This is a genomic window from Koromonas soli, from assembly GCF_059726265.1.
On sequence record NZ_AP040872.1, the window covers coordinates 2038848 to 2061272 of the forward strand.

Genomic DNA, 22425 nt, shown 5'->3' on the forward strand with positions numbered 1-22425 from the left:
CGCAACTTAGATGATAAATTCCGCACTCTCGTCTTAATCTTTGAAACCTCTACGTCGAGTAATCCGCGTTGATGTGGACATACTCGACCGTCAAGTCGCAGGTCAGGAAGAGCAGCGAGCTCTTGCCTCGCCCCAACTCCACCTTGATCTCATACTCCGGCTGCTTCAGATACTCATGCGCCTGCTTCTCGTCGAACGCGTACGCCGCACCGGCCTTGCATACCTGCTGTGGGCCGATGAAGATGTTCACCTTCGTCGGATCCACGGCAACGCCGCTCTTGCCAACCGATGACAGAATCCGTCCCCAGTTCGGATCGCATCCCGCCCACGCCGTCTTGACCAGCGGAGAGTTCGCAATCGAGCGCGCAATAATCCTCGCCTCATCCTCCGACTTCGCACCCGCGATCTGAAGACGCACCAGATGCTTCGCGCCCTCACCATCGCGCACCACCTGCTCGGCAAGCGAGGCGCATACGGCACGCAATCCCTCGGCAAACTTTTTCGCCACGCCCGGCGCGCCAAGACTCACCTTTGAGGCTCCAGAGGCGAGAAGCAGAACCGTGTCGTTCGTCGATGTGTCGCCATCCACGGAGATCGCGTTGAACGTGGGATCGACCGCCGACTTCAGCGCGGCCTGCAGTTCCTTCGGCTCGGCATTGAGGTCGCTGAAGATGTACACCAGCATCGTCGCCATGTTGGGATGAATCATCCCCGAGCCCTTGCACACGCCAGCAATGCGAACCGTCTTCTTCCCCGCCGCAAACTCCACCGAAGCCATCTTCATGCGCGTATCGGTCGTCATGATCGCCGTGGCAAAAGCCTTCAGCGCCTGTTCGTCACTTGCGCGCCCCTCGACCACCGCAGGCACAGCGGCAATCAACTTCCCTACCGGCAGCGGCACGCCAATGATTCCCGTCGATGACGGGATGATGAATTCCGGCGCAGCTTCCAGCGCCTTGCCCAGCGCGGCACAGCTTTCTTCTGCAACGTTGACGCCAGTGGCTCCGGTCGCGCAGTTTGCGTTTCCGGCATTCACCAGCACCGCGCGCACGCGGCCCTTGTTGCGCTTCATATGCGCGCGGCCAACTTCGACCGGCGCTGCCGCCACACGATTTTTCGTGAACATCACCGCAGCAGAGGCGCCCAGAGGAGCCTCGGCCAGCGCGACGTCGCTGCGACCGCTTGCCTTGATGCCTGCTTTTGTAGCTGACCAGGAAAAGCCCTGGGGAAGGAATACCGGTTCGTCCGGTCCGTGCAAATTCATTGATCCAGTTTCACCAGCGGCTGTCTCACACGAAGCTGCAGCTTTGCCGGGCGAGGCAGGATGGCAAAGTGCGGCAGTTCGCCGCGATACATCGCCACCTCGTCGCACTCCTGCAACTTGGGACAGTTCGCACAATCTTTATAGATTTTGTCCGGCAGTTCTTCGCGCTTCGCCTCGATAAAGCCAAGGTGGGCAAAAAACTCCGGGATGCGTGTGAACAGGCACACGCAATGTACATAATGCTGCTCGGCTTCGTCGAGCAATGCATCGACCAGCAAACGGCCCGCGCCCGCACCCTTGTAACGCGGCCACACGGCAATCGAGCGAATCTCTGCCAGGTGCGTGCCATAAAGGTGAAGCGCGCCACAACCAATCATTGTGTCGCCCTCGACCACCACCGTGAAATCGCGAATGTTCTCGCAGATCTCCGGCAGTGAACGGGGCAACAGCGTGCCGTCACCCGAGAAATCCGCGATCAGACTGCGAATATTCTCGGCGTCCGGCAATATCGCTTTACGCGTGTACATCGACTGCCTCAGACTCTTGGAACTGCTGGGTACGCCGCGCCATCGCGGCCAGCGCCTCAGCCACCCGGGAGCGCGCCGTCCCACCTGTTACATTATGGCAGTCCAGCACAGCTTCCAGCGTGACATTTGCATAAAAGTCATCCCCGAAAGCCTCACTGATCGAGCGCAAATCGGACAATGCCATCTCGTGCAGCTCCCTGCCCTGCTCCAGTCCCAACCGCACGGCCTTGCCGATGAATTCATGGGCACGGCGAAAAGGCACGCCCTTACCAACTAGGTAAGTAGCTGCCGCCATCGCATTCATGTACCCCGAACCGGCAGCCTTCGCCATCTGTTCGAGGTCAAACTGCACCTCACGCATGAAGCCCACCGCAACCCGCAGCATCATCGTGACCGTCTCGGACACAACAAACACCGGCTCCTGCGTCTCCTGCATGTCCTTGTTGTAGGCCAGCGGCAGACCTTTCAGCGTGATCAGCAACTGCTGCGCCGCGCCAATCACCCGTCCAGCTTTACCCCTGATGAGCTCCAGCCCGTCCGGATTCTGCTTCTGCGGCATTGCGCTTGAGCCTGTCGAATAGCTCTCCGGCAGGTGCACGAAACCATACTCCAGGGTGGAGAACAGAATGAACTCCTCCGCCCAGCGGCTCAGGTGGACAGACAAAATTGACAGCACCTGCGCGAATTCAATCGCGAAGTCGCGGTCGCTGGTCGCATCCATGCTGTTGGAGGTAGGCGCAGTAAAATTCAACTCACCCGCCACCATCTCGCGATCTAGGGTGAGGGTCGCTCCGGCGATGGCTCCCGAACCCAGCGGACAGTAGTTCATACGCTTGCGGCAATCGCGCAGCCGGTCGGCATCGCGCAGGAACATCTCGCAATACGCCAGCAGCCAATGCGCGACCAACACCGGCTCCGCGCGCTGCAAATGCGTGTACGACGGCATGGCCGCCATTCCAGCCTGCTCTGCCCGTCCGCGGGTGGTGTTCACCAGGTCCAGCAGCAGCGCCGATATCTCATCGCACGCGGCTCGCACATACAACCGCAGATCGGTTGCAATCTGCTCATTGCGACTGCGCCCGGCGTGCAGTTTCAGCGCGGTCTCGCCAATGATCTGCTGCAGGTGCTTTTCGACAAAGTGGTGAACGTCTTCCGCTTCCTCATCGTTGAGGAACTCGTGCCCCGTTGCCGAGAGCTTCTCCAAGCCCTGCAGCATCGTTGCGTATTCGTCTCCAGAAAGTACACCAGCCGCGAGCAGTGCTTTCGCGTGCGCGCGGCTGGCTGCGATCTCTTCCTGGAGCAGGCGTTGATCGAAAGGAAACGACCTCTGCCAGCGCTCAAATTCAGGATCGAGCGGTTGCCTGAACCGCCCGGACCACATCTTCACTTCGTCACCTCAATAGCAGTCTTCTTCTTCTGATTCAGCATGCGAGCGCGAGCAGGCAGAGCCAGAATCTTGATGAACCCGGCAGCATCCTTCTGGTCGTAGCTCTCGTTCATGGTGAACGAAGCGATATCAGCGTTGAACAGCGAGTTCTCCGACTTGCGGCTGCTGATGCCCACATTGCCCTTGTAGAGCGCGAGCTTCACCGTGCCGGTCATCTCCGTCTGCGTCGAGGCAACGAATGCATCGAGCGAAGCGCGCAGCGGCGTGAACCACAGGCCGTTGTACACGATGTCGGCGTACTTCAATGCGACGTGCTGCTTGAAATGCGACAGGTCGCGATCGAGGCACAGCGCTTCGAGCTCACGATGCGCCAGCAGCAGCAGCGTGCCACCCGGAGTCTCGTACGCACCACGCGACTTCATGCCGACGAACCGGTTTTCCACCAGGTCGATGCGGCCAATCGCATTGCGGGCGCCAATCTCATTCAGCAGTTCGAGCAGTTGTACGGCAGGCAGAGCCTGACCATTTACCGAAACAGGCACGCCCTTATCGAAGCCGATTTCCACTTCCTCCACGCGATCCGGAGCGGTCTGCGGAGAGTTCGAAATCTGCCACGTCGTATCCAGAGGCGCGTTCGCCGGATCTTCCAGTTCGCCGCCTTCGTGCGAGATGTGCCACAGGTTGCGGTCACGCGAGTGAATCTTCGTGCGGCTCGCCGTGATAGGAATATTGCGGGCTTCGGCGTAGTCAATGCAGTCTTCGCGCGACTTCAGCGTCCACTCACGCCATGGAGCAATGATCTGCAGCTCCGGCGCAAGCGCCTGGAACGCGTGCTCAAAACGAACCTGGTCGTTGCCCTTGCCCGTGCAACCATGGGCGACAGCTTCCGCGCCTTCAGCCAGCGCAATCTCCACCTGGTACTTTGCAATGATCGGGCGTGCCATCGAAGTTCCGAGCAGGTACTTGTTCTCATACACCGCACCCGCCTGCACGCACTTCCACACGTACTCGGTCAGGAACTCTTCGCGCAGGTCCTTCACCACAACCTTGGAAGCGCCGGTCTTGATCGCCTTGGCCGCGACCTCTTCCATGTCTTCGCCTTGGCCCACGTCGGCAACGAATGCGATCACGTCGCAGTTATAGTTTTCCTTGAGCCACGGAATGATGATCGAAGTATCAAGCCCGCCAGAATATGCCAGTACAACTTTCTTCTTAGACATTAAAGCTCCTCGATGGGAAGCGGCGGGAGCCGCCTCCTAATAGCTGCAGAAGGATCGCCTTCTGAATGTGCAGACGGTTCTCCGCCTGGTCAAATACAACGGACGCTGGCGAATCGATTACCGCCGCTTCCACTTCTTCACCGCGATGAGCCGGTAGGCAATGCATGAACACTGCCTCCGGCGCGGCGTTTGCAAAAAGTTCTGGAGTCACCTTGAACGCCGCAAAGATGCGCGCGCGCTCTGCCGTCTCGGCCTCCTGCCCCATGCTGGCCCACACGTCCGTGTAAACCGCATCGGCATTCTTCACGGCCTCGATCGGATCGTTTACGACCTCAATCGTTGCACCCGTTTCGCGTGCAATTTCCCGCGCAGCCGCCAGCACTTCGGCCTTCGGCTCGTATCCCTTCGGCGTGCCCACGACAATATGGCTGCCAAACAGCGCTGCACCCATCATCAGCGAATGCGCGACATTGTTGCCATCCCCAACATAGGCCAACTTAACTTTGTGCAGGTCGCCATACTTCTCGCGCAAGGTCAGGAAATCCGCCAGCGCCTGGCAGGGGTGCTCGTAATCGCTCAGCGCATTGATGACCGGAATTGACGCAAACCGCGCCAGCTCCGTCACCGTGCTGTGATCGAAAGTGCGCAGCACCAGCGCATCCACCCAGCGTTCCAGGTTGTGAGCCATATCGCTCAGCGGTTCCCGTTCGCCAATGCGCGAAGTCAACTGATCGACAAACATCGCGTGTCCGCCAAGCGAGTAGATGCCCGACTCGAACGTCAGCCGCGTACGGAACGATGGCTTTTCGAAGAACAGCACGATCTGCTTTCCTGCCAGAGCCGTGCGAAAATCCCCCGGACGCGCCTTCACCCGCGCTGCGAGCTCCAGCAGAAACTCTGCGTCTGACGGCTTCAGATCGCTCATCGCTGTGAGGTCGCTCAAAACAGGCGTGGGCGTATCGGCAATATCATTCTTTTCCACGGGACGAGTCGCCATGGCATTGTCCTCCTCTAGAGTCCGGATCATCGATCCGGGGACAGTTACTTCGCGCTGCTCGCTGATGCCTTGAGGAGCCTCTGTCGAGGGCTGCGCTTAGGTGCGGGCGCAGCGTCGCCAGATGACGCGCAGGAGGACAGTACTCGGTCGAGCGTTTCCACTAAGGACTTCACTTGCTGGGCCGTTACAACATACGGTGGCAGGAATCGCAACACCGTCTCGTGCGTCCGATTGATGATGATCTTCTGTTCGAGCATCGCCTTCTGGACAGCCTTCGCCAGGTCAGCCGATTCCAACTCCACACCAACCATCAATCCCACACCACGAATATCAACAATCGAGCCGTGCCGCGCATCGAGTTGTTGCAAAAGATCGAAGAAGATGCCGCCTACCTCTTTGACATGGCTCAGAATCTTCTCTTCTTCAAGTACGTTCAGGACTTCCAATGCAACGGCACAAGCCAGCGGCCCGCCGCCAAACGTCGTGCCGTGCATGCCCGGATGAATTGCTCCGGCCACTTCTTCGGTCACGAGAATCGCGCCCAGCGGAAGCCCTGCAGCCAGTGGCTTTGCGAGCGTGACCACATCCGGCTTCACACCGTAATGCTGGAACGCGAACATCTTGCCCGTACGTCCCAATCCACACTGAATCTCATCCAGCAGCAATAAAGCGCCAGTGCTTTGCGTCAGCTCGCGAGCGGCCTTCATGAACTCGCGGCTGACCGGATGTATTCCGCCTTCGCCTTGTATCGGTTCGATGCAGATGGCGCAGACCGTATCGTCAAACTTCTTTTTCAGGTCCTCGACATCGTCAAACTTCACAAATGTCACACCTGGCATCACCGGAGCGAACGGCTTGCGATACTTCTCCGTGTACGTCGTCGCCACCGAACCCATCGTGCGTCCGTGGAACGAGTTCTCAAGCGCCAGAAACTTCGTGCGCTTCCCCAAGCCCTTGCCACTCGCCACCGCGCGTGCGATCTTCAGCGCACCTTCCCAGGCCTCGGTTCCGCTGTTCGAGAAGAATGCGCGGTCCAACCCCGAAAGCTTTGTCAGCTTCTGCGCAAGCGCCGAGGGATACTCGGTGTAGAACAGGTTCGAGCAATGGATCAGCTTCCCTGCCTGCTCCTTGATCACCTTCGTGATCTTCGGATGCGAATAGCCCAGGGCCATCACGCCGATTCCGCTCAGGAAATCGAGATACTTGCTGCCATCCTCGGCGTAAAGATACGCGCCCTTGCCATGGGTCAGCAGAACCGGGTGGCGATCGTAAGTGTGGAGCAGATATTTTTCTTCCAGCTTCTGAACCTTGCTCAAACTCACGACGCCATCACCTCCGTACCGCATTCAATCTTTGTCTGGTAGAAAACCGGCAAGCTGTCGGCCTCAAGAGCTGGCAGGATGCGCACACGCTGCACACCTGAACGCAGCGCCTCCTGGCAAGCCTGCAGCTTCGGCAACATTCCGCCGCACACCACCGCGGACTTCACCAGTTCCGGAATCTCGCTGATCGACAGCCAGCGGATGATGGCTCCATCGCGGCCCTTCACACCCGCTACGTCGGTCAGGAAGATCAACGCATCGGCCTTGCAACCCGAGGCACACGCAGAAGCCATCTGGTCGGCGTTCACGTTGTAGTACTCGCCATCGGACCCCAGCGCGAGGCTAGAGATCACAGGAATTCCATCGTTGTCCCAGATCGCTTCGATCCAGCGAGAATCCACCGAGCTAATCTCACCAACGAATCCGAGATCGCCACCCTTGGTCTGTTTCTTGCGCGCTAAGAATGCTGCGCCATCGCCGCCGCAAAGTCCTACCGCCGCCTGCCCCGTCGCGGTGATTGCCGCAACCAACTGCTTGTTCACGCGTCCCGCCAGCACCATCAACGCGATATCACGCGTATCCGAATCCGTTACGCGGAGGCCGTTCACAAACGTGGACTCTTTGCCCATCTGCGCCAGCGTCTGCGTCAACGCCTTGCCACCACCATGCACCACGGCAACCTTGTGCCCTTCCGATGCGAGATCGGCAATCGCCTGCACGCACTTCTTCAACAACGCTTTATCTTCGAGCGCCGCACCGCCAATTTTCACCACGAGCTTCATCATCAGAATCCTTCTTTCTCGCTCCACCCGTACATCACGTTCAGGTTTTGGAGCGCCTGGCCCGCCGCGCCTTTCATCAGGTTGTCCAGGCAGGACACCACGATCAGGCGCTTTCCATCCGGGGCCAGTTGAAACCCCACATCGCAATAGTTGGTCCGCAGCGAATGCTGAATCTGCGGCAGGCTCCCATGGTCATAAACCCGGACCCAATGAGCGTCGCCGTAAAAGTCCCGCAACACTGCTTGAATTTCGTTCGGAGTGACTGGCTTTGCCAGTCCTAGATAGATCGTCGAAAGTATGCCGCGTGGAATCGGCAGCAGATGTGGAGTAAAGATGAGTTCATCCGATTGCAACCCCGCCTGTTCCAAAATTTCGCCGGTATGGCGATGTCCAAACACCGAGTACGCCGAGAAGTTTTCGGCTACCTCAACGAAATGCGTTTTCTGTGTCGGCTTCTTGCCCGCGCCAGAAACGCCCGACTTACAATCGCAAACTACGCCACGCCCGGCGTCGATCAGGCCCGACCGCACCAGCGGCGTCAACGCCACAATCACCGAGGTCGCATAGCACCCAGGATTTGCCACCAACGCTGCATCGCGGATTTCTTTTCGATGCAGTTCCGGCAACCCATAGACCGCCGACTCGTCCAATTTCGCCGCCGCAGCCGGGTCTTTATCCTCGAACTTGTAAACCGCGCGGTTAGCAGCTTGCTTCAGCCGCCACGCACCGCTCAGATCTACAATCCTCAGGCCCTTCGCCAGCGCTTCCGGAACCAGTTCCCGCGAAAGCTCATGCGGAGTGGCGAGAAACAAAACATCAACGCCGCGCGATTTCAGCAACTCCCAGGAAAAAGGCTCCAGCGGGTAGCTCGTGTTCGCGGCATATTCCGGATATAAACTCTCCTGGGCACCTTTTGCGCTCTCACGGGTCAAAAACACCGGAGTAGCCATTTTCGGGTGGCGAAGCAGCAATCTCGCCAATTCGAATCCCGCGTACCCCGTAGCCCCCATCACTGCGGCCTTGATCTTGGCCGCGCTCACTGCATCATTCCTTTGATCCGTAACGACATCTTGTGCGCATTCTTCTTGCTTTGTGAAATCACCAAAATCGTGTCATCCCCCGCGACCGTCCCTACAATCTCAGACCAGCCTTCGGAGTCAATCGCAGCTGCCACCGGCTGCGCCGAACCCGTTGCCGTCTTGATCACCAGCAGGTTCTGCGCCTCGCGCACCTCAATCACAAACTCGCGAACCAAGCGCCCCGCCGAATGAAACGCGGGCTCCGCCTGCTGATCGCCATTGGATATGCGATATCCCGAGGGGCTCTTCACCAATGACAGTTCGTTGATGTCGCGCGACAGCGTCGCCTGGGTTACATCAAAACCCTGTCGCAAAAGCAGCTTGCGCAGTTGTTCCTGGTTGGCAATCGATTCCTGCTGTACCAGATCCAGAATTAGGTTTTGACGCGACAATTTCGACATAAGCTTCCAGGACCGACGCAGAATTTTTATTCAGGCGACCGTATAAGTATGCATGCTCGATACAGTGCACGTCAATGAATTCTGAAAGGAATCTGAAGGAGTCTGTGAATAAATCGCGTGAATATTCGTGCATAAAGATGGAGCGGCGCTTACGCCGCCCCATCTTCTAAGGGATATACATCAAATGCTCGACGCCTGCGCCATAATCTGTGCCTTCTTGCTCTTCTTTACAAGCCACAGCATGTAGCCAACCGTCGCCAATCCTCCAACAAACAGGGTCAGGAATAGCACGATGACTCCGGTCTGCGGCCGCACAGCCAGAGCGTCAAGATTTGCGTATGGCTTCAGGTAGGCCACCCGCAGCAGGAACCGCAGGCAGACCATCAGGAACAACGTCACCAGCGACATGCCAAAACCGGCATGCACCAGCCGCGAGGGCTTTTCCGCAAGGCTCCCGATCAGGATCAGCAGCATCGCGGAGATCACCGAGATCAGTGCCACGCCGAAAACTGCGCCGGCCAGCGGGTCGCGCAACAGTGTCATCGCAATCTCGCGAGGGATGGCCAGCAGCAACCACATGCCGAGCAGGAATTGCAGTCCCGTACATCCGGCAAACACCAGCGCCGAACGCTGTACAAGCCATTTTCCGTATCCCGCATCCTGCTTCATCCTGCGCATGCCAATCTCAGCCAGGATGGCCGAGAACAGCGCGATTGCGCCGTTGACGATGTGCAAGTATCGCGGCACCAGGCTGTGGTCGCCCAGATTCAGGCTCCATCCATTCGGATGTGCGCGATACATCGAGAGCCAGCGCTCGGGGCTGAGCATCAGCGTCATGTTGTTGACAAAGATGAACGCGATACTGAGCAGCATGACAACCGAAAGCGCCAGAACGAAGGCGCCTCTTCCATTCCCTTTTCCGGCCACATACGAGAAGTAGTAATAGCCGTAGTAGGCGACCATCACCAGCGGAATCACCATCAGCCACAGCGAGCCAATCAGAATTGAACTCGTATACAGGAAGTTGCCGTAAAGCACCTGCACAAACAGCAACGCAGCAACGCCCAGCGTCACCGTGAACGCCAGAAACCCCGGCAGCATGCGTGACAGTTCGCTTGCGAGCTGTCTCGAATACGGATGCTCGGAGCTACGGCCGCGCAGATAGTTCCAGAGCGTCCATATCCCTCCGCCCAGTGCGGAATTCATGGCCACCACGTGCAAGGTAAACACCACCAGCAGAAGTGCGGTAAACAGCCACACCGGCCCGGGCAGTGGCAACGGATCGACACGCGGAATCGGAATCGTCTGCATTAGCGCACCTCCTGCTGGGAATGGTTTGGCCGCACAAGTTGCGAATGCGTCGTTCCGGTCGGCATCTCACCCGGCCCCTGTTTATGAGGCATTGGCTTGCTGGCCTCGTGAGAAATATAGAACGCCAGCGCCTGCGCCTGATCGTCGGGCGCGTTGAATTTCGGCATGTTGCTGCTCATCGCGTCCAGCGCCGGGAAAGTCTCCTGCACCTGCGGTGGCGTTGCATTTTCAAAAGCGCCTCGCAGTGGCCGCAGGTTCCCGTTCACCGTGTGGCAATGGCCGCACCGTGCGCCGAAAACCTTCTCGCCCACCTCGAGCCTGTTCGCATCCGTGATGTTGAACTTCCACTCGGCGTTCAGTGAAGCCAGGTACTGTCCCAGGGCCTTCCGATCCTGTTCATCGCCCGCGTAGGGAGGCATCGTCCCACGCAGCACGTGAATATGTTGCAGGATATCGGCTGCAAAGTCCGCATCCCAGCCATCCACGCGGCGTTTCATCCCGCGGTAGCCCCCAACAGCGTGGCAGCTTCCGCATTGCAGTTGGAAGAGGTTCTTGCCGTATCCCACGCCTGATCTTTCATCCGTCAGCAGGAAGTTCGCGTTCTTGCCAACTCCGGTCTGCTGTAGTGACTCCATCTGCGCCGCGCGAAGGTCGTTCGCATAAACGACCTCGTTGATCACCCACGGCTTGCGCACAAACTCGCGCAGATATTCGCCCGCGCCGATCATTCCCAACCCGCACACCACCAGCACGGCCACTACAGGAGCCCGCATCCAGCGGGGCTTCCACACGCCGAAGACCAGTGCGATCACCAGAGCCAGCAACGTAAACCCGACTCCCCCGCGCACCGCATGCCTCACTCCCGTCAGCACTCCATTAAGATAGAGCTGCGAAAAGCGGGGAATGCAGGCAAAGTACCACCACAGCGAAAGCGGCAGGACCAGGGCGCCAACAATCATCCACAGCGCCGACCAACGAGCGACCTTTTCGCGCCCCTCATTTCTCGGCAGGGTTACATAGCCAAAGATCCCCGCCAGAATAAAGCTGACAGCCGTTCGCGCTACCAACGATGGCAGGAATGTTGGATTGAAAATGCCGTCCCAGAAGTTCTGAGTCTGAACCCAACGTCCCGGGGTCAGCATAAAGGTGAGGATTCCGTTGATAATGAACAGACTCATCCAGGCCGCAACAAAGTAGATCCACCCAATGATCTGGTGTTCGCGGGCTGCGAGCCTGTCCCACGTATTCGCGTAAATGATGGCGGCAGCAATCTCGACAAAGAAGAAGACCCACTCAATCGCCCATGCCCACACAAACGTATGAATCAGGGTTGAGGTCGCTTCCGGGCTCACCAATCCGATGGTGAACCAGATTCCGACGCCGCTGATGGCGCCAAAAACCAGCGTGAGGAGAGCAAAAAACTTCGAGTGACGGCGACAATACTCCAGCATTGCTGCGTCTTTTTGTCGTCGCGCAAGATGCTCAGTCGCTACTAGGAAAAATCCCCCGCCGACGGCGAAATGCGAGACGAAGACATGTAGCACTGCGACCAGCGCAATCAACATTCCGCCTGGTATCGCAAGTTGCCAGTTTGGATAGTTCAAGGGGTGAGGCTCCTGAATCGAAACGGATAACTACCTCTGTATCTTCTATCGGAGCTCGGCTGAATGCAACGAAGATTGGCCAAAACAGATTCATCCCAGGCAAAAGCACTGGGATGAATGAATAGATCAATTTTTTGGAGCGCCACAAGCGCTTCCGAACCCTTACTCGGGTTAGTTGAAGAAGGCGGCGTTCTTTTCCGCGGCGTCCTGCTTATCGGCCGGCAGTTCGTCAGCAGCGTAAATCGAGTTGGTCGGGCACTCCGCGATGCAGGCGCCGCAATCCATGCACTCTGCAGGATTGATGTAGAGCTGTGAAGCAGCCTCGTACGTAGCTTCGTCCTTCGTGGGGTGGATCGCGCCACCGGGACAGGCATCGGCACAAAGGTTGTCTTTCACGCAGGTATCGGTAATGACGTAGGCCATCTCTGAATTCTCCTTGCGCGGAAACGGGTTCAGGGGGATGCGAATCCAAGATCTGCCCGCGCGCAAGTGAATCATAGAACGCAGGGGTGGGCCGGACTCTGTGATTTCAATCACTTTTCTTGATCATCGGTCCAAATTCTCAGCCATGGCCCGCACTTCGCCCGGAGAAAGTCCCCGCTCCCGCAATTGCCGCAAGCTGAGCGCATCGTGCCGCTTCGCCAAGCGCACGCCGTTTTCATCCTTCATAAGTTCGCAGTGGTAGTACGCCGAAGTCGCTAAACCCAGAGCGCGTTGCAGCAGTATCTGCCTCGCCGTCGAACGCAGCAGGTCCTCCCCGCGCACGACTTCGGTGATCCCCATCGCTGCATCGTCCACGACCACCGCCAACTGATACGCCGGAACATCATCGCGCCGCCACACGACAAAATCCCCAAAATCCCGCCCCGCCATGAAGGCCTGCCGCCCCATCCTGCCATCCTGAAATTCGATCACTTCGCCATCCGGCACCCGAAATCGCCAATTCACCCCTGCCGGAGCTGAGGCTTCAATCCGACGATCGCGGCATGTTCCCGGATAGATCGGCTCATCGTTGTCATCGTGAGGCGCCGTCGCAGCCTGCGCCAGATCTTTACGCGAGCATGCACACGGATAGATCCGCCCATCGCGCAACAGCTTCCGCCAGGCCTCTACATAAAACTCGCGCCGCTCGCTCTGTGTGTAAGGGCCGTACGCACCACCCACATCGGGACCTTCCTGCCAGTCGATGCCATACCAGCGCAGGTCTTCAAACATGCCGGCCACATACTCAGGACGACACCGCTGCGCGTCGAGATCTTCATTTCTGAAGACCAACACGCCCTTCGCATCCCTCGCCCGCTCATACGCGTGCCAAAACGTACGCGCATGCCCAAGATGGAGATAGCCTGTCGGCGACGGTGCAATGCGTCCGCGATAACCCTCAGCATTCACATCGAGATTCTAAATGGACTTCGCCAGCCAAACGCATTCTGGGATTGACTCCCTCCAGCCGAGGAATCCCATCCGCGTTACCCTTCTTAACTCAAATTCATCGCCTGCAGTTCCCTTGCAGAAGTAGCATTGTTCGATCTTTGAAGGAGGAGTTATGAATCGCATTCTTCGCGCAGCAGTTCTCGCTCTGGCCTTCGTTATTTGTTTCTCCCCTGCATCCTTGGCCGGGACGAAAGACCCCGCGCCTGCCCGCGTCCCACCGCAAATCCTGGCTGCGACCAAAGTATTCCTCGCCAATGGTGGGAGTTCCGTTGAAACTTCGGAAGGCATTTCCCCAACCCTGCCCTATGACGAATTCTATGCGGGAATGAAATCGCTGGGACGCTTCGAACTCCTGCCCGGCCCGGCTGACGCCGATCTCGTACTGGAACTCCGGTTCATCACCGTCGCCCCAACCGTTCTTCGGAAAGAGGGGGAACGCACAAGGCGCCAATTAGAACTACTCTTCATCGATCCAAAGACGCACATCACGCTCTGGACACTCTACGAGCAGTTCGACGGCGCCATACTGGACTCCAACAAGCGGAAGGACCTCGATCAAGGCATCGCCACACTCCTCAACGACGTAAAGAAGCTCACAACAACGCCTGCACCTTAGCAGACCAGCAAAGGCCGGTTCTCGAGGCGGAGTCTGGGAACACCTACATCAACCTGCGCGTATCCTGAAACAACTTCAGGGGGACGCCATGAATCGAGAGCGCGCGTTGAAGGTGGTCTTGGTTTTCGTCGGAGTACTGTTCTTAGCTCTGGCCTATCCCATGGTGCTGTTCATTCGGCAGGAGCCTGCGTTGTCCATGATGCTCAGCCTCTATGTGACACTTGGAATCTTCCTGCTCTTGGCCGTTCGCTCCCCGGCGGAACATCGCAGCCTGATTGCTTTCACAGCATGGTCGAGCTTCGCTCACGCAGCGCTCATGAGCTACCAGGCATTTCGCCACATAATCGCCCACGGCGAACTCGTCGGAGTAGCGTTCCTGATTGTCATCGGAGTCCTCCTCGTAGCGCTCGCCCCCGCACGCCGGTCTGCAAAAGTCGTTCTCAACCGTGTGGCGTAGCTCATAACCAAAAAAGGAGGATCACGATGCGTGATCCCCTTCTTTCTCGGTCCTGCCTCAATTAAGCAGCGTTCGCTCGTTCCACGATCTCGCGCGCTTCTCGTACCGCGCCCATCACTTCGTCAAACGAGTTGATGGCAAACAACCGCTTGTGCACCTCGTCCACCTTGACACTCGTGTTCAACACTGTTTCCACGCTGAAATCGCAAACCTCGCATCCCCCTGTGATCACGTTCGTGCACTCGGCCTGCGACGAAGCCACGCCCGAGCCATACACCTTCACTTGCCCGTCCTGCCTGATCAGCCCAAACTCAAACGTGTACCAGTAGAGACGTCCCATGCGCTCCAGCTTCTCTTCGTTGTCCATCGAGAAGCACACCCGTCCATACTCTGCAACAGCATCGGCAAATCGATGCTCGGCAAACATTGGCAGGTGCCCCAGCGCATCATGCAGAATATCGGGCTCCGGAATATAGTCCATCGATTCACGGCTGCGCAGCCATGTCGTTGTCGGGAACTGTCGATTCGCCAGCATCTCGAAGAACGCACGCGACGGCATGAATCCCGAAACCGGCTGCACCTTCCATCCGGTACGCTGTTCCAGCTTCCGGCTGATCTCAGCCAAATGCGGTATCTGCTTTTGCTCCAGCCCGAGTGCGTTCCAGCCTTCCAGATATTCCCGACACGCGCACTGCTGCAGTTGTGCCATCCGGCGGGCGACCAGTTCGCTCCAGAGGACATGCTGATCGGGTGTGTACTTGGAATAGTCCTGCTCAATCAAAAATGGTTTTGCCGCGACCAGCTCGGTGTGCTCCATACTCGGCATCGGTCACCTCTCGTGATCTCCCCAAGCGGGAGATGCGTTATCTGAGATGCCACGCGCAGCCAATGAGTAGAGCAGAAATTCCGAGTGCTCCCACCACTCGCCGCAGACGCTCGTGCCATTCCCTGCGAACTTTGTTACGCTGTCTTCGGAGACTCTCGTATGTCAAATCTGAATAACAATGAACAGCCTGAAATCCAAATCCAGAATTCGGACGATTACCGCGAAGGCTATTCCAACAGCGTGCAGGTCCGGATGAGTGTGTGGGACTTTTTCCTGGCATTTGGCATGGCCATTCCGGGCAGCGGTCCCGGCATTGAGCTGCGCAATTTTCAGGGAATTTATCTAAGCCCGCAGCAGGCCAAAGCGCTGGCAATCATGCTTCACCAGAACATTCTCAATTACGAGCAGACCTTCGGCGAAATCAAAATCGATCCGCAATTCGCGCAGAACGGACCGATTCACTAAACATGGCTGGGAGACCCCCGCACACTCGCACCCAAGCCGTTTTGGCTCTGTGGGGGTTTGCCGTCATCTTCGCCGCTTTGTGGGTGGCACATCTGCCCTGGCTCCGTCTTCCCTACTTCTGGGATGAGGCCGGATACTTCATCCCGGCCGCTCACGATCTGCTTCTCACCGGCGACCTCATTCCCCACACAACGCTTTCCAATGCTCATCCACCGCTGGTCATGGTGTGGCTGGCGCTGTGCTGGAAGCTGACCGCCTACACGCCTCTGGTCACCCGCACTGCGATGCTGCTCGTAGCTGCCTTCGGTCTCACTGCGTTGTGGCGCATCGCCCGGCGGGTAGCGAGTCCAGAGGTGGCCATCGCCACCGTGGTGCTCACGGCGCTTTCGCCCACCGTGTTCTCGCAGTGCATGATGGCCCAGCTCGACATCGCTGCCTTTGCCCTTGTGCTGTGGACCCTCGACGCGCACCTCCGTGGCCAGCGCTGGCGCGCCGTAGTATTCGCCGCCCTTGCAGCGGTCGCCAAGGAGACCACTGTCGCCATAACTCTCACGCTGCTCGGGGCCGACCTGATCGGCGTGCTCGCCTACAGAGTGCGTCCGCGGTGGGCAGCAAAATGGTGCCTGCGACGGGAAACCGTTGCGTGCAGTGCGGCTTACCTGCTCTCTCTCGCGCCGCTGATTGCCTGGTATGCGTATCACAACCACCGCACCGGACACGTCTTCGGCAACCCCGACTACCTACGCTACAACGTGGGCGCAACGGTCACGCCAACGCGCATCCTTTTCGCCGGACTCATGCGCCTGTGGCACGCAACCGGATACATGAATCTGTTCGTGCTCACCGCGTCCGCGCTGGTGCTGTGGTGGAGCGTACGCGGGCAGGACTCAAGCGCATACGCTGGTAATCCCCTCCTCCGCCGACAGCAGCAAGAAATGAGCGACCCGAACGGTGTTGGCGATCGAGGCCGGCAGATTTCGCCGAGTGTGCAACTGCTATTCGTTCTGATAGTGCTGGCGCAGGTGGCCGAGTTTTCCGTCGTCGGCGGAGCGCTGCTGGCGCGCTACATGATCGCCGCGATCCCCTTGACGGTGCTGCTCGCGGCGAACGTTGTTCGCCTCTATGCGCCGCAGTGGAAGCTCTGGATTGCCGGTTGCGCAGTGGCCTTCATCGCCGCGCTGGTGTTCAATCCGCCATGGTTCATCTCGCCGGAAGACAACCTGACATGGACACATTTCGTCCGCATGCACCAGCAGGCCACAAGCTATGTCGAGCAGCACTATCCGCAGGACCGCATTCTGACCGCGTGGCCTGCATCGGATGAACTGAATCGTCCCTTCCTCGGCTACGTGCGCGAACCGCATAGCGTCGTCCGCATCGAGAACTTCACGCCCGAAGAAGTCCTGCGCGCCTCGCAACAGCCGGAAAGCTTCGACATTGTCGTGGCCTTCTCGACCAAGTTCGAACCGCAGCGCGGCCTGTTCCAACGCATTCCCGGATGGACTCGGCTCCAGACGCGCTACTTCGATTTCCACCAGGATCTTCCGCCCCAGACGATCGCGCGCATCCTGCACGGGCGCATCGTTTGGAAAGCCGCAACGAACGGAGAGTGGGTCGCAGTGATCGAAGTTGACAAGATCAGGGATGCAAGAAATCAAGGTTTCAAGGTGTCAAAGTTCGAAGGTGTCAAGGTTTCAAGGTTCTAACGTTTCACCTTTCAAGCTCCTCGTATCGTTCGAATTCAAGGTGTTCAGTGTCATTCCGAGCGAAGCGAGGGACCCCTCCCCTCTTCACCCTGCCCCACCATTACCCGCCTTTTATATGTTGGGCACCCGCACTGTTCGATTCCGTTACCATTTCACTAACCTCTGCCGCCCGAACAACCGCATTAACCACCCCGTTAACTACCAACGCCCCTTCATGTTCTCCGAGTACTTAAAAACTTCAAACCGGAACGCACGAATCACACACTTTCGCTCGAATTCGCACCCTTCCTTGCACCATGTCAACCCCAAAAACCTCACAACACTTCCTAATCGACTGAGAACACACGAGATACACCTCCACTACCACTGATGGGATTCGCACCCCATTGTGTTACTCTGAAATTAGGAGAACCCACACTCCTCCTAATGAACTCTTCGTAAGTTACCTGTTTTCAAATTTTTGGCGGGAAATATAGGGGGGGGTACCCACCCTCCAAGGATTGGGTACCCTCTCGAGAAGAAGAGCAGCTCACCAGGCAGTGAGGTTCACGCGGTCAAGCCAGACGTCGTAGTTGGTGGCGTTGCTCGCTTCGTCCATCTGGAAGGCGACATTGAGTTCGTTGCCGCCGCCAGGCTTGGAGCCGTAGGAGCGATTGATATAGGACTTGTTGCCGTTGAGCGTGACGGCGATGAAGTGTTCCTGTCCATTGACGCGCTCGAACTCAAGCACAAGGTGGTTCCACTGGTAAGTAGGCGGAGCCGAGCAACCGATGCCGGTGTGAACCCATGCGGCAGCAGCCGTGTTCCAGACGTCCCACTGATGGGCCGCGACGTTGCACTGGTGGCCGAAGATGTATTTGCGGCCATTGGCAGCCTGATTGGCGTCGAACTCAAGCGCCTGCACAGCGCCAGCGTTGGTGTAATAAAAGTACAGGTCATAGATAAAATGCGTAGCGTCGGGCATGACCTGAAGTTCCTTCCACCAGAGAGCATTGCCAAACGAAGTCTTGCCGCCAATCCAAAAGTGCGCGGACTTGCCGTCCATTGACGGCGAGTTGACATACTGCGAGAACGAATACGGAACAGACGGCCCGTGACCGCCCTGTCCGGCGCAGGACCCACAACTGCTCCAGCCACCCATCTCATCGATGTTGGTAAACGTAGGCGCCTTGCCGCTGCTATTGGAACTCTGTGAGGCACCGTTGCTTCCGGAAGAGCCGGAACCGCCGCTGGAGGAAGTAGTACCGCTGCTGCCTCCTGTCGTGGAGCCTCCTGTCGAGGTGGTCGCGGTCGCGGCAACCGTAACGCTGGCGGTAGCGACCTGGTTGGGATCGGCCTGACTGATAGCCGTAATGGTATGCGTGCCGTTAGAGGTCGGAGCGGTGTAGAGTCCCGCGGCAGTGATGGTGCCTACGGCGGTATTGCCCCCGGCAACGTTATCCACCGTCCATGCGACAGCGCTGGCGATCGAGGAACTGAACTGCTGCTGGGCTCCGTGAGTAACGGTTGCAGCCTGAGGAGTGACGGATACAGCAGTGGTGGCGGGTACGGCGGCGTTCTGGTGGCTGGAGCCTCCGCCGCAAGCAGCGAGCGTGAAGACGATGCAGACGGCTGCGGCCGCCTGAAGCCAATGTGTGTTGTTATGTTTCACGGTTTCCTCCATCGATTCGTTCACGAATGCGGTTGCTGTGCGGTTCACGTGCGCGTTGAGAACACTTGAGCTGCACACCGGTTCATGACTGAAATGGGCAGTGGCAGACGGCCGCTGCCGTGCGGTGGTTGGGCGACGCAAATGTTTCCCGGTCGCCAGGGTTTTGAATTTTGCGGATTTTGCTTACCGAGTTCTCAAAATGGCAGGGCTCCGTGGGTGGGAGCCACCGTCAGCACTCGGGTGGTGGGACCGCCCGATTCCCTGCCGTGGAACTCACACCATGGTCTCTAGTGAAATCTGTCTAGAAACACACAATATATGCACGCGGAGAATCATTCAAAGTCACTGCTGGATTTGCCCAGCTCACGCGCACGTAAGAAGACATCCTGGAACATTGCTGCGGTAAGTTTCCCAGTTGCGGTGTTCTGGTTGGAAGGATGGTAAGAGGCAAGAAGCGTGACACCGTTGGGAATCAAGTATTCGGCAGCGTGACCGAAGGTGTAACCGGTCTTGCGCTGGATGACCTGCTGACGGCGCAGCGCGTCAAGGTACGCATCGAAAGCAATCTTGCCGAGTGCGACGACAACTTTCACGTGCTTGAGCAGATGAAGCTCGCGGTCGGTGTACTCGGAACAATTGGTAATTTCGGAGGGTAGCGGCTTGTTGTCCGGAGGTGCGCAGCGGACGGCGGCGGTGATCCATAGATTGTGTAGCGTAAGGCCGTCGTTGCGGCCTGTTGCCGTAGGCTGCGAGGCGAATCCAAGACGGTGAAGTATGGGATACATGAAGTTGCCGGAGGCGTCTCCCGTGAACGGGCGGCCCGTGCGATTGCTGCCGTGGGCTCCGGGAGCTAGGCCCAGGACGAGCACGCGGGAGGCGGGATCCCCAAAGCCGGGTACCGGCCTTGCCCAGTACTCGCAATCAAGGTAGGCGCGCCGCTTCTCACGACCGATGCGCTCGCGATATTCCACCAGACGCGGGCAGCGGAAGCAGTTGATGACCTCGGTTTCGAGAAGAACGAGGGGGTTGAGCGGTTTCGATGAGTTTTCGGAAGTCGATTTCGCGGGCACGCGAGAAATATACGACAGTGAAGAGTGACGGGCCAGTTGCGCCAGCAAGTCGGGCCAGAGTCATCAAAAGGCCGATTGAGCGCCAATGTGAGTGACCGGACCGAAAATCCAATGCGGCTGCTGGATTGAGCCCAACGCCTGAGAAGGAAATCTCATCTGTATAAGCACGCCACTTTTCGAAAGTTCTAAACGGGGCCGTAGAGAAACGACCCAGGGAGATTTCTGAACATGAAGAAACTGTTACTCGTCGCTACACTTTCACTCGGCACATTCGCGTTCGCTCAAACATCATCAAGCGGATCAGGTACGGGCGCAGCCGGAAGCATAGGATCGAGCACGTCAACACAGTCAACTCAATCCACCACCCAGAGCGGTACCTCCTCCACGATGCCGGGTAGCAACGTGGGCGACGCTGGAAGCCAGGGCACACCGTCGAACAACACCACGCTGAACGGCCAGACGGGCGGAAGCACGACCGGAACGACGAGCACCGCACCAAGTGCCGATGGCACCTCGGCTGGCGCTAGCACGGGTTCGGCCAACACCGGCACCAACGCGACTTATGGTACCGGCAGCACGAGTTCCAACCCTGGCTCGATGAGCAACCCGAATGGCAGCAGCACGGGCACGAGCACGGGAACGACGTCCACCTCGCCCTCGACCACTTCGCCTTCTTCGACGACCACGCCGGACTCGACTACGACGACTTCGCCCCGGTAAGGCCAGGCAGAAGTAAACAGGAAAACGGTTGAGGTTGACCCGAAGGTGGCCCGTAGAGATACGGGCCACAACTTTTTTCGGGAAGATTTCTTTCGCCCTCAGTTTGACCCACACTTGTCCCGTCTCATACACTGAATCGTTCGCAGTTGGCAATCGAGCCGCTGCATGTGCTCTCAGAAAGAACAACTGGCCGTTCGGCCGTTACAAATCTTCAGAAGAATTAAGGCTATCCCGTTGACATCCACTGACTTGACATCTACCGATTCCACCGCCGAAGTAACGAAAAACCCCTGCGAGCGCGAAGTCTCCGTCGAGGTTCCCGCTGATGAAGTTATGCGCGAATGGAAGAGCGCAGTCGCGCAATTCCAGAAGCATGCCCGGATCCCCGGCTTCCGCAAAGGCAAGGTCCCGCCTTCAATCGTGCGCAGCAAGTTCGCGGACGAGATTAAGTCCGAAGTGGTTGAGCACCTAATCCCCGCCGCATTCCGCGAGGAGACCAAGAAGCAGAACCTGATCCCGATTGGGCAGCCGCGCGTGGTTGAACTCGAACTGGAAGAAGAAAAGCCGCTGAAGTTCAAGGCTGTATTCGAGATTCTGCCGCCATTCGAGGTAGAAGGCTACAAGGACATCAAGGTGACGCCCGAGACCGTGTCGGTGGACGACGCTGAAGTCCAGAAGACGATCGACAATCTGCGCGAACAGAACTCTACCTACGCAAACGTGGAAGAGGATCGCGGACTGAACGATGGCGACTACGCTTCCGTGGCATTCAAGAGCACGAGCCAGGAAGAAGGCGCCGAGCCGGTCGAAATGAAGGATGTTCTCGTCGAAATCGGTGGCGCAAACACGCTGCCGGATTTCACCAACAATCTGCGCGGAGCCAAGGCAAGCGAGACTCGCAGCTTTGACGTGACTTATGCCGAAGATTTCGGCGATAAGCGGCTGGCTGGAAAGACACTGCATTATGACGTCGAGGTTAAGGGCATCAAGACGAAGGTCGTGCCAGAACTAAACGACGAGTGGGTCAAGGATCTGGGCCAGGAAGACCTGAACACCCTGGACGATCTCCGCAAGCGCATTCACGAAGGAATGGAGCACGAGAGAAAACATCAGGCGGAACACAAGGCGAAGGACGAACTATTGCAGCAGTTGACTGCAAAGTTCCCCATCGATGTTCCAAACGTGTTGGTGGAAAACTCGATCGATCAGCGTCTTGAGCGCGGATTACGTTCGCTGGTATCGCAGGGTCTGCGTGCAGAAGATATCAAACGCATGGACCTGAGCAAGCTACGCGAAGGCCAGCGTGAGAGCGCCCTACGCGATGTGCGTGCCAATCTGCTACTGGAGAAGATCGCTGACGTGGAGAACATCCAGGTGAGCGAGGAAGATCTCGACAAGGAGATTGCCGCAGCAGCACAGCAGTCCCGCCAGAACCCGCTCGCACTGCGCAAACAGTTGGAAGAGAAGAATGGATTGGAAAGCCTGCGCTCGCAATTGCGTTGTGATCGCGCACTAGATTTGTTGTTGAAGCAGTCCGAGTAGTAGTTGTGGTGAAACGAATTGTCATCCACCGCGCTCCCGGCAGC

General features: G+C 57.9%; 22 protein-coding genes. 6 read left to right on the forward strand and 16 right to left on the reverse strand.

All coding sequences use genetic code 11. The features are described 5' to 3' along the window. Positions 1-49: 49 nt before the first annotated feature. The 13 genes from argJ to gluQRS form a co-directional block, all read right to left on the reverse strand. Positions 50-1264, reverse strand: coding sequence for a bifunctional glutamate N-acetyltransferase/amino-acid acetyltransferase ArgJ (gene argJ / locus AC6IY8_RS08910; RefSeq protein WP_497778444.1), 1215 nt, complete (start codon positions 1262-1264; stop codon positions 50-52). Then, positions 1261-1791 (reverse strand): N-acetyltransferase, encoded by a 531-nt coding sequence (locus AC6IY8_RS08915; RefSeq protein ID WP_497778445.1) that lies wholly within the window; start codon positions 1789-1791, stop codon positions 1261-1263. The genes argJ and AC6IY8_RS08915 overlap by 4 nt, the downstream gene beginning before the upstream one ends. Then, the gene (argH, locus tag AC6IY8_RS08920; protein ID WP_497778615.1) at positions 1778-3172 is read right to left on the reverse strand and encodes an argininosuccinate lyase; all 1395 of its coding nucleotides are present in this window, start codon (positions 3170-3172) and stop codon (positions 1778-1780) included. The genes AC6IY8_RS08915 and argH overlap by 14 nt, the downstream gene beginning before the upstream one ends. 2 nt (positions 3173-3174) lie before the next feature. After that, a complete protein-coding gene (locus AC6IY8_RS08925; protein ID WP_497778446.1) occupies positions 3175-4398 on the reverse strand; it encodes an argininosuccinate synthase in 1224 nt (407 codons plus the stop codon). Continuing rightward, positions 4391-5395 (reverse strand): ornithine carbamoyltransferase, encoded by a 1005-nt coding sequence (gene argF / locus AC6IY8_RS08930; RefSeq protein ID WP_497778447.1) that lies wholly within the window; start codon positions 5393-5395, stop codon positions 4391-4393. The genes AC6IY8_RS08925 and argF overlap by 8 nt, the downstream gene beginning before the upstream one ends. A gap of 44 nt (positions 5396-5439) precedes the next feature. Then, complete coding sequence (locus AC6IY8_RS08935) at positions 5440-6717, reverse strand: aspartate aminotransferase family protein (RefSeq protein ID WP_497778448.1); 1278 nt, start codon at positions 6715-6717, stop codon at positions 5440-5442. Further along, positions 6714-7499 carry an acetylglutamate kinase gene (argB, locus tag AC6IY8_RS08940; protein ID WP_497778616.1) on the reverse strand — a complete coding sequence of 262 codons (786 nt, stop codon included), beginning with the start codon at positions 7497-7499 and terminating at the stop codon, positions 6714-6716. Before argB ends, AC6IY8_RS08935 begins: the two co-directional genes overlap by 4 nt. A 2-nt stretch (positions 7500-7501) precedes the next feature. Beyond that, on the reverse strand, positions 7502-8539 hold the full coding sequence (gene argC, locus AC6IY8_RS08945; RefSeq protein ID WP_497778449.1) for an N-acetyl-gamma-glutamyl-phosphate reductase: 1038 nt from the start codon (positions 8537-8539) through the stop codon (positions 7502-7504). Continuing rightward, positions 8536-8979 (reverse strand): arginine repressor, encoded by a 444-nt coding sequence (argR, locus tag AC6IY8_RS08950; protein WP_497778450.1) that lies wholly within the window; start codon positions 8977-8979, stop codon positions 8536-8538. The genes argC and argR overlap by 4 nt, the downstream gene beginning before the upstream one ends. 180 nt (positions 8980-9159) lie before the next feature. Next, on the reverse strand, positions 9160-10290 hold the full coding sequence (locus AC6IY8_RS08955; protein WP_497778451.1) for a hypothetical protein: 1131 nt from the start codon (positions 10288-10290) through the stop codon (positions 9160-9162). Next, a complete protein-coding gene (locus tag AC6IY8_RS08960) occupies positions 10290-11894 on the reverse strand; it encodes a c-type cytochrome (RefSeq protein WP_497778452.1) in 1605 nt (534 codons plus the stop codon). The genes AC6IY8_RS08955 and AC6IY8_RS08960 overlap by 1 nt, the downstream gene beginning before the upstream one ends. A 171-nt stretch (positions 11895-12065) precedes the next feature. Then, positions 12066-12317, reverse strand: a complete 252-nt coding sequence (locus AC6IY8_RS08965; RefSeq protein ID WP_497778453.1) for a 4Fe-4S dicluster domain-containing protein — start codon at positions 12315-12317, stop codon at positions 12066-12068. Positions 12318-12440: 123 nt separating this feature from the next. Next, positions 12441-13286: a tRNA glutamyl-Q(34) synthetase GluQRS gene (gluQRS, locus tag AC6IY8_RS08970; protein ID WP_497778454.1), complete on the reverse strand. Its 846-nt coding sequence runs from the start codon at positions 13284-13286 to the stop codon at positions 12441-12443. 154 nt (positions 13287-13440) lie between these two features. On the opposite strand from gluQRS, the gene AC6IY8_RS08975 reads away from it, so the two are divergent. Both AC6IY8_RS08975 and AC6IY8_RS08980 read left to right on the forward strand, forming a co-directional pair. Continuing rightward, positions 13441-13944, forward strand: coding sequence for a hypothetical protein (locus tag AC6IY8_RS08975; RefSeq protein ID WP_497778455.1), 504 nt, complete (start codon positions 13441-13443; stop codon positions 13942-13944). An 88-nt stretch (positions 13945-14032) separates the two neighbouring features. Further along, complete coding sequence (locus tag AC6IY8_RS08980) at positions 14033-14401, forward strand: DUF6632 domain-containing protein (RefSeq protein WP_497778456.1); 369 nt, start codon at positions 14033-14035, stop codon at positions 14399-14401. Between the two features lie 61 nt (positions 14402-14462). On the opposite strand, the gene AC6IY8_RS08985 is transcribed toward AC6IY8_RS08980, so the two are convergent. Then, entirely contained in the window at positions 14463-15227 is a 765-nt protein-coding gene (locus tag AC6IY8_RS08985; protein ID WP_497778457.1) for a phenylalanine 4-monooxygenase, read from the reverse strand. A gap of 159 nt (positions 15228-15386) precedes the next feature. On the opposite strand from AC6IY8_RS08985, the gene AC6IY8_RS08990 reads away from it, so the two are divergent. Both AC6IY8_RS08990 and AC6IY8_RS08995 read left to right on the forward strand, forming a co-directional pair. Continuing rightward, positions 15387-15692, forward strand: a complete 306-nt coding sequence (locus AC6IY8_RS08990) for a DUF3467 domain-containing protein (RefSeq protein WP_497778458.1) — start codon at positions 15387-15389, stop codon at positions 15690-15692. Positions 15693-15694: 2 nt separating this feature from the next. Next, on the forward strand, positions 15695-17398 hold the full coding sequence (locus AC6IY8_RS08995) for a glycosyltransferase (RefSeq protein WP_497778459.1): 1704 nt from the start codon (positions 15695-15697) through the stop codon (positions 17396-17398). A 529-nt stretch (positions 17399-17927) separates the two neighbouring features. Here AC6IY8_RS08995 and AC6IY8_RS09000 read toward each other — a convergent pair. Together AC6IY8_RS09000 and AC6IY8_RS09005 are read right to left on the reverse strand one after the other, a co-directional pair. Further along, positions 17928-19049 carry an Ig-like domain-containing protein gene (locus AC6IY8_RS09000; protein WP_497778460.1) on the reverse strand — a complete coding sequence of 374 codons (1122 nt, stop codon included), beginning with the start codon at positions 19047-19049 and terminating at the stop codon, positions 17928-17930. A 332-nt stretch (positions 19050-19381) separates the two neighbouring features. Beyond that, complete coding sequence (locus tag AC6IY8_RS09005; RefSeq protein WP_497778461.1) at positions 19382-20119, reverse strand: uracil-DNA glycosylase; 738 nt, start codon at positions 20117-20119, stop codon at positions 19382-19384. Positions 20120-20347: 228 nt separating this feature from the next. Between AC6IY8_RS09005 and AC6IY8_RS09010 the strand changes: the two genes are divergently transcribed. Together AC6IY8_RS09010 and tig are read left to right on the forward strand one after the other, a co-directional pair. Beyond that, on the forward strand, positions 20348-20839 hold the full coding sequence (locus tag AC6IY8_RS09010; RefSeq protein ID WP_497778462.1) for a hypothetical protein: 492 nt from the start codon (positions 20348-20350) through the stop codon (positions 20837-20839). Positions 20840-21088: 249 nt separating this feature from the next. After that, a complete protein-coding gene (gene tig / locus AC6IY8_RS09015; RefSeq protein ID WP_497778463.1) occupies positions 21089-22381 on the forward strand; it encodes a trigger factor in 1293 nt (430 codons plus the stop codon). Positions 22382-22425 lie beyond the last annotated feature (44 nt).